The sequence below is a fragment of the Nakamurella sp. genome, from assembly GCF_048594475.1.
In the GTDB taxonomy this organism is placed as follows: domain Bacteria; phylum Actinomycetota; class Actinomycetes; order Mycobacteriales; family Nakamurellaceae; genus Nakamurella.
Genome location: NZ_JBMDXT010000124.1, coordinates 1 through 7334 on the forward strand (window position 1 = coordinate 1; position 7334 = coordinate 7334).

Annotated in this window: 6 protein-coding genes; 3 read left to right on the plus strand and 3 right to left on the minus strand. The window is 73.3% G+C overall.

The genetic code is table 11. The features are described from left to right. On the minus strand, positions 1-1894 hold a 1894-nt coding region (locus ACOJUF_RS06455), incomplete at its 3' end, for a vWA domain-containing protein (protein WP_420121039.1). Between the two features lie 83 nt (positions 1895-1977). Between ACOJUF_RS06455 and ACOJUF_RS06460 the strand changes: the two genes are divergently transcribed. The 3 genes from ACOJUF_RS06460 to ACOJUF_RS06470 all read left to right on the plus strand — a co-directional run bounded on the left by ACOJUF_RS06460 (position 1978) and on the right by ACOJUF_RS06470 (position 5265). Continuing rightward, complete coding sequence (locus ACOJUF_RS06460; protein ID WP_420121040.1) at positions 1978-2532, plus strand: helix-turn-helix domain-containing protein; 555 nt, start codon at positions 1978-1980, stop codon at positions 2530-2532. 141 nt (positions 2533-2673) lie between these two features. Continuing rightward, positions 2674-3960: an RCC1 domain-containing protein gene (locus ACOJUF_RS06465; protein ID WP_420121041.1), complete on the plus strand. Its 1287-nt coding sequence runs from the start codon at positions 2674-2676 to the stop codon at positions 3958-3960. A 255-nt stretch (positions 3961-4215) separates the two neighbouring features. Further along, on the plus strand, positions 4216-5265 hold the full coding sequence (locus tag ACOJUF_RS06470; protein WP_420121042.1) for a hypothetical protein: 1050 nt from the start codon (positions 4216-4218) through the stop codon (positions 5263-5265). 102 nt (positions 5266-5367) lie between these two features. On the opposite strand, the gene ACOJUF_RS06475 is transcribed toward ACOJUF_RS06470, so the two are convergent. Further along, positions 5368-6153 (minus strand): succinate dehydrogenase iron-sulfur subunit, encoded by a 786-nt coding sequence (locus ACOJUF_RS06475; RefSeq protein WP_420121043.1) that lies wholly within the window; start codon positions 6151-6153, stop codon positions 5368-5370. Next, positions 6153-7334: FAD-binding protein (locus ACOJUF_RS06480; protein WP_420121044.1), on the minus strand; the 1182-nt coding region annotated here is incomplete at its 5' end. The genes ACOJUF_RS06475 and ACOJUF_RS06480, both read right to left, overlap by 1 nt.

A 7334-nucleotide genomic window follows, 5' to 3' on the forward strand; every position in this document is an offset into this window, starting at 1 on the left:
CGGTCGCGGCGGACGTCGCAACCACCGCGGACGACGGCGTCGTCGCCGCCGCCGTCGAGCCGGTCGACGAGCCGGGGCCGGTCGTGGTCGGGCCGGAGCCGGCGGGCAGGTAGGTCGGACCCGGCTCGACCTCGCCGCTGACGACCACCGTGATCAGGAAGGTCGTCGACGCCGGTTCCTGCTCGTGCCGGTCCGCGTTCACCCGCAGGAAGTAGTCGCCGTCCAACGCGAAGTCACGTTGGTCGGTGCCGAAGCGATTGGTGTACCGGACCGGATAGTCGGTCGATGCCGCGAACGGGTCGTCGGCGGCCGAGTCCCTGAACCAGAACTTGCCGCTGGTGTCCTCCGATCGGGTCACCTGGGCGCGCACCGGGTTGAACGTGTCGACCCACACCGTCGATCCGACGTAGCCCAGCGATGGCTGCGCGGGTCCGACCTCGGTGATCAGGTAGCTCATGCGCTGTCCCCACGCCAGCGGAACCCGGAAGTAGCGGCTCTCCCCGGTGATCAGGGTGTCGGTGACGGTTGTCCCGCTCGTCAGCACCGGCGCGTCGTTGAAGCTGCTGCCGCCGGGGAGGGCCGTCGGCGTGCCGTGGACGGGGGCGGGCAGCAGATCGCCCTTGGTGGCTTGCGGGAGCAGGCCGGCCGTGTCGGCGGGTGGCTCCATCCGGACCACGATCTCCATCGCCATCGGCTGGTCGGCCCAGGCCTTGCCGATCCGGGCGACCCGCAGGATCGCCACGCCGTCGGTGGGGCACGTGGAGGGGGCCTTCGGGTCGCCGAAGGTGGGTCCGTCGAGCACCGCGGTCGGCGCCTTGTTCTGGGATCCGGTCAACACGTTGAATCCGCGCTCGCTCCGGCAGTCCTTCAGATCCGTCCGCAGCAGGTCCAGGTCGACTCCGACGATGTCGGTGCTGCCGACGTTGTCGTCGGGCGGCACGAGCGTTGCCGAGATGTACGAGCGCATGCCGGCCTGTACGGGGACGGTGTAGTACTTCGTGGTCCCGGTCGAGCCCGAGTCTCCGGTGCCGCCCACCGCGAAGGTGTCGACGTACTGACCGGGAGTGAGCAGCGGCGCCTGCGGCGAGGCCTGGTCGGCCCCGGTCACCGGGGTGCCGGCGGTGGTGTAGCCGGTGATCGCGACGTCCACCTTGGCCTGCAGCGCCTGCGCCAGTCCCACGCCGTCCCCGGCGTCGCTGTACGTGCCGCCGGTCGCCTCCGCGACGCAGCTGAGCTGGTTCCGAGCCGTGGCGTCGACCTTGAACCCGACGGTGTGCACGGTCAGGTCGACCCCCTGCCCGTGCAGGTCGCGGGCGACGTCGCACGGTGCGGGCGGCGCGCAGGTGTCCTCGCCGTCGGAGACCAGGACGATGCTGCGCGGACCCTCGTTCGGCAGCGCGTCGGCTGCGGCGTTCAGGGCGGTGCCGATGGGCGTGTACCCGGACGCGCCGATGCCGGCGACCTGCGCGGTCAGCGCGGCGGGGTCGAGCGGGCCGACGGGCACCAGGGTCCGGACGTCCTGGCAGCCGGCCGCCTTGTCGGTGTCGGCGCTGCCGGTGCCCGTGCCGTAGACCATCAGCCCGACCTGCGCGTCGGCCGGCAGGGAGGCGACGAGGTCGGTGACGGCCGCCTTGGCCGCGTCGATGCGCGGACCCGGGGCGTCGTCCTGGTTCATCGACCCGGAGGCGTCGAGCACGATCATCACCGGGACCGGCGCGGTCGCCGGCGCGGTCGCCGGGGCGAGGGCGGACGCTGCGGCGGCGATCGGCGACGATGCGGCTGCCGCCGACGGGACGAACGGGAGCGCGGCCAGCAGCGTCGCCCCGACCAGGGCGCCGGCGCGGGCGGACGCCCGTGCGGCGGCCCGGTGGCGGGTGGGAAGGCGTCGTGACACGGGGTCCTCCGTCCGATATCTTTGCAGTAGCAAACCCTACGTTTGCATATGCAAATCCTAGATGCAAGTCCGGAAGGGGTGCCGTGTCCGTGCCCGCGCGCTCACCCGCTGAATCCGCCGACCGACCGGGCGACCGATCCGCCGACCGTCCGGCGCCGGACGGACCCACCGTCACCCGGCAGGTCGACCTGTACGGGCTGAGCTGGTCGGACCGGCTGCACCGGGTGATGGCGGCCTACCGGCTGACCCAGGCCCGGCTGGCCGCCGTGATCGGGCTCAGCGCGCCGATGGTCAGCCAGCTGATCAGCGGGCAGCGGGTGAAGATCAGCAATCCGGCGGTCTACGCGCGGGTGGTGCGGCTGGAGGAGCTGGCCGGCTCGCCCGGTGTGCGGGCCGGCGATCCGGCCGAGATCGCCCGCGTGCTGGCCGAAGTCACGGCCGCGACGCCGACGCTGACCACCGTCGCGGTGCCGGTCACGCCGGCCGGGCGGGGGGAGCGGGAGCAGGTCGTCCGCTACCTGGCCGGCCTGGCCCCCCCGCCGGCGTTGCGGCTCGCGGCGGCCGCCGTGCCGGGCACCGGGCTGGCGGACCTGCTCGCCGAGGCGGCGGCGGTCGATCCTGCGGGCCGCCCGACCTGACCGGCGGGGGTCCGACCACCTCTACGGAAGGTAGCCGCGCGGTGACCGTAAGCTTCCGCGTGTCGACCGCCGCCCCGAGCGTTCCCGTCGCAGCGAGCGACGCGCCCGACGGGTGAGCGGCCGGGAAGGCGAGCGTGCCAGATGGTGTCAGCCGGGTCGGCGCAGCGGTGGCGCAGCGGGGTGGTGCTGGTCGCCGGGGCGCTGGTGTTCGGCGGCCTGTCGGTGACCCCGGCCCTGGCCGGCACCGGCGCGGCGGTCGCGTCGCCGGTGGGCGTCCGGTCGGCGGCGGACAGCAGTCCCGACACCGGTCCGGACGGCGGGGTGCCGTCCGCGGCGCCGGACCCCGACCCTGATGGCGACCCCGCCCCCGACCCGGCAGCCGCGACCTCCACCGGCTCCGCGGCCGACCCGGCCGTGGATGCGGTGAGCACCGCCGCGCCGACCGACCCGCCCGCACCGGCCGATACCCCGGCCCCGGCCGAGGTCTCACCCCCCACCGAGTCCATCGCGCCGACGGCGGAACCGGTCCCGACGCCGTCGCCGGTGCCGATCACCGCCCGGCTCGTCGCCTGGGGCGGCAACGGGTACGGCCAGCTCGCGGTGCCCGCGCTGCCCGCGGGGACGAGCGTAACCGCCATCGCCGCGGGCGCCTATCACAACCTGGCGGTCACCGACGGCGGACAGGTGGTCGGCTGGGGTTTCGATTGGTTCGGGCAGGCGAGTGCGCCGCCGGTGCCGCCCGGTGAACGGATCGTGTCCGTTTCGGCGGGCGGGTACCACAGCCTTGCCCTGACCGACGCCGGGCGGGTGCTGGCCTGGGGCGACAACCGGTACGGGCAGACGGATGTGCCGCCGACGCCGGACGGTGCCACCGTCGTCGCCGTCGCCGCCGGCCAGTCCTTCAGCCTGGCGCTGACCGACGCCGGCCGCGTCCTGGTCTGGGGCGAGAACCGGGGCGGGCTGGGGACGCCACCGATCGCACCGGCGGGCAGCACGATCGTCGCGATCGCGGCCGGATCCACCTACGCGCTCGCGCTGACGGATCGGGGCCAGGTGCTGGTGTGGGGCGGTCCCTGCGCCATGCGGCTCGGGGTGCCGGCCGCGCCGGCCGGCAGCCGGGTGGTGGCGGTGGCCGCCGGGGGGTCACACGCGCTGGCCCTGACCGACCAGGGCCGCGTCCTGGCCTGGGGCCAGAACGGGTTCGGGCAGCTCGCGGTGCCTCCGGCGCCGGCCGGCGACCGGGTCACCGCGATCTCCGCCGGCACGTACCACGGCCTGGCCCTGACCGAGCAGGGCCGGCTGCTGGCCTGGGGGTGGAACCGCGACCGGCAGGCCGCGGTGCCGGACGGGGCGGGCGACCCCGCCGGGGCGGGCGGGCCGGTGCGCCTCATCGCGGCCGGCGGCTTCCACAACCTGGTCCTGACCTGACCTGACCTGACCCGACCCGACTTGACCTGACACGACCCGACTTGACGGTGCCGGCCGCCCGAGGGTCGACCCGGACTGCCCGCACCGAACCCTGCGGACCCGCACCGAACCCTGCTGACCCGCACCGAACCCTGCCGACCCGCACCGAACCCTGTCGACCGGACCGTTCGCCGCCGACCGAGCCGGGCCGAGCCGGGCCGGGCGGGCCGGGCGACGGGGTCGTCCGGCCCGCGGGCGGGCGGTACCGTCGAACGCGTGGGGGCAGAGGAATGGGCGCGGGCGGTGCACGCGTCGGTACCGGTGAGACGGCGGCGGCCCGGTGGCGCATTCCTGCTGCTCGCCGTGGTCGGCCTGGTGACGGCCGTGGTCGTGGTGGCCCTGGCCGTCGGCCGGAGTGACGCGACCGCGAGCACCCCGGCGGCCGATGTGCTCGGCCGGCCCGCACCGCCGTCGCCGACCGCCCCGGTGTTCGACGTCGGGCCGATGCCCAGCTTCCGTACGTCGTGGGACGTCGTGCCGCCCGCCGCGGGTGCCGGCGCGCCGGCCACCGGGGACGTCATGGCGCCGTACGGGCCCGGCGCCGGCGCCGGCGTCACGCTGCGCGGCTTCGACCCGGGCAACCTGATCTCCGACCAGGTCTTCTACGACGCCTCCGCGATGTCCGAGCAGCAGATCCGCAGCTTCATCGCCCTCCAGGGCGCCGCCTGCACCGGGGAGCTGTGCCTGGCGTCGCGCACCTGGACGCTGGACCCGGCGGCGGCCGACGCCTACTGCGCCGCCTACCCGGGCGGGACCGGGCTCGACACCGCGGCGATCCTGGCCCAGGTCTCGACCGCCTGCGGGATCAACCCCCAGGTCATGCTGGTGACGTTGCAGAAGGAGTCGAGCCTGCTCGACCGGCCGACGCCGACCGAGGCGAACTACGACGCCGCGTTCGGCTGGCACTGCCCCGACGTGGACGGTGCCGCGGCCTGCGACCCGGCCTACCGCGGCTTTCCCGTCCAGGCCGCCGGCATGGCGAAACAGTGGTCCCGGTACCGGGTCTCGCCGGAGAACTACTCCTACCGCAGCGGCCGGACGTACCAGATCGCCTGGGACGTCGACCCGCAGTGCGGCGCGGCGCCGGTCACCATGCGCAACACGGCGACCGCATCGCTGTACAACTACACGCCCTACCAGCCCAACGCCGCCTCGCTCGCCGCCTACCCGGGGGAGGGTGACCAGTGCTCGTCCTACGGCATCCGCAACTTCTGGTTCCTGTTCCAGGGGTACTTCGGTCCGGGCGCCGTCGTCGGGACGCCCTGAGGGCCGGGCCGTTCGCCCGGGCCGCCGATCGGGCCCGGAGACGCGGGAGCGGGCGGAGCCGATCGGCTCCGCCCGCTCCCGCGCACGGACGTGGTCCCGGCCTCAGACCCGGCGGAACATCAAGGCGCGCTTGACCTCCTGGATCGCCTTGGTGACCTGGATACCCCGGGGGCAGGCGTCGGTGCAGTTGAAGGTGGTGCGGCAGCGCCACACGCCCTCGGCGTCGGACAGGATCTCCAGCCGCTCCTGGGCACCCTCGTCCCGGGAGTCGAAGATGAAGCGGTGGGCGTTGACGATGGCCGCCGGGCCCACGTAGGCGTCCTCCGACCAGTAGACCGGGCACGAGGTGGTGCAGCACGCGCACAGGATGCACTTGGTGGTGTCGTCGAACCGGTCGCGGTCCTTGGACGACTGCACGTACTCGCGGGTCGGCTGGTTGCCGTAGGTGATCAGGAACGGCTTGACCGCCCGGTAGGCGTCGAAGAACGGCTCCATGTCGACGATCAGGTCCTTGAGCAGCGGCAGGCCCTTGATCGGCTCGATCGTGACCTCGTTGCGCTTGTCCCCGATGAGGTCCTTGACCAGCACCTTGCAGCCCAGCCGGTTGCGGCCGTTGATCCGCATGGCGTCGGACCCGCACACGCCGTGCGCGCACGAGCGGCGGAAGGTCAGGGTGCCGTCGACGTACCACTTGATGTAGTGCAGCACGTTGAGCAGCCGGTCACCGGGCTGCGCCGGTACCCGGTAGGACTCCATGTGCGGGGCGTCGTCCAGCTCGGGGTTGTAGCGCTGGATGGTGACGGTGAGCATCACCGCGCCGTCCGGGATGGGCGGCAGGTCGGCCCGGTCGGCCGAACCCGCGTCGGCCTTCTGGAGGCTGGTCGTCATCAGTACTTGCGCTCCATCGGCTGGTAGCGGGTCTGGACCACCGGCTTGTAGTCCAGGCGGATGTCGGCGGTCAGCTCCAGGCCCTGCTTGTAGGCCATCGTGTGTCGCATCCAGTTGGCGTCGTCGCGGTTCGGGTAGTCCTCGCGGGCGTGGCCGCCGCGGGACTCCTGCCGCACCAGCGCGCCGACGACCAGCACCTCGGCCAGTTCGAGCAGGAAGCCCAGCTCGATGGCCTCGAGCAGATCGGTGTTGTACCGCTGGCCCTTGTCCTGGATCGACACCCGGGCGTAGCGCTCCTTGAGCAGCCGGACGTCACCCAGCGCCTCCTTGAGCGTGGCCTCGGTCCGGTAGACGGCCGCGTTCAGGTCCATCGTGTTCTGCAGCGCGGTGCGGATCTCGGCGACCCGCTCCTTGCCGGTGGACTCGCGCAGCTTGGTGACCATCTCCACCACGGTGGCCTCGGGATCGTCCGGGACCTGGACGAACTCGGCCGTCGCGGCGTGCTCGGCGGCGGCGATGCCGGCCCGCCGGCCGAAGACGTTGATGTCCAGCAGCGAGTTGGTGCCCAGCCGGTTGGAGCCGTGCACCGACACGCACGCGCACTCGCCCGCCGCGTAGAGCCCGGGCACGATGTCGGTGTTGTTGCGCAGCACCTGGCCGGTGATGTTGGTCGGGATGCCGCCCATCACGTAGTGGCAGGTCGGGAACACCGGCACCGGCTCGTCGAGCGGCTCGACACCCAGGTAGGTGCGCGAGAACTCGGCGATGTCGGGCAGTTTCGTCTCCAGCACCTCGGCCCCGAGGTGGGTGACGTCCAGCAGCACGTAATCCTTGTTCGGCCCGGCGCCGCGACCCTCGCGGACCTCCATCACCATCGACCGGGCGACGATGTCGCGCGGCGCGAGGTCCTTGATGGTCGGGGCGTACCGCTCCATGAACCGCTCGCCGTCGGCGTTGCGCAGGATGCCGCCCTCGCCCCGGACCGCCTCGGAGATCAGGATGCCCAGGCCGGCCAGACCCGTCGGGTGGAACTGGAAGAACTCCATGTCCTCCAGCGGCAGGCCCTTGCGGAAGACGATGCCCAGCCCGTCGCCGGTCAGGGTGTGCGCGTTGGAGGTCGTCTTGAAGATCTTGCCGGCGCCGCCGGTGGCCAGCACCACCGACTTGGCCTGGAAGACATG

Coding starts and splice junctions, on each gene's coding strand:
- ACOJUF_RS06465 (WP_420121041.1), top strand. CDS start 2,674: ATGGTGTCAGCCGGGTCGGCGCAGCGGTGGCGCAGCGGGGTGGTGCTG.
- ACOJUF_RS06475 (WP_420121043.1), bottom strand. CDS start 6,153: ATGACGACCAGCCTCCAGAAGGCCGACGCGGGTTCGGCCGACCGGGCC.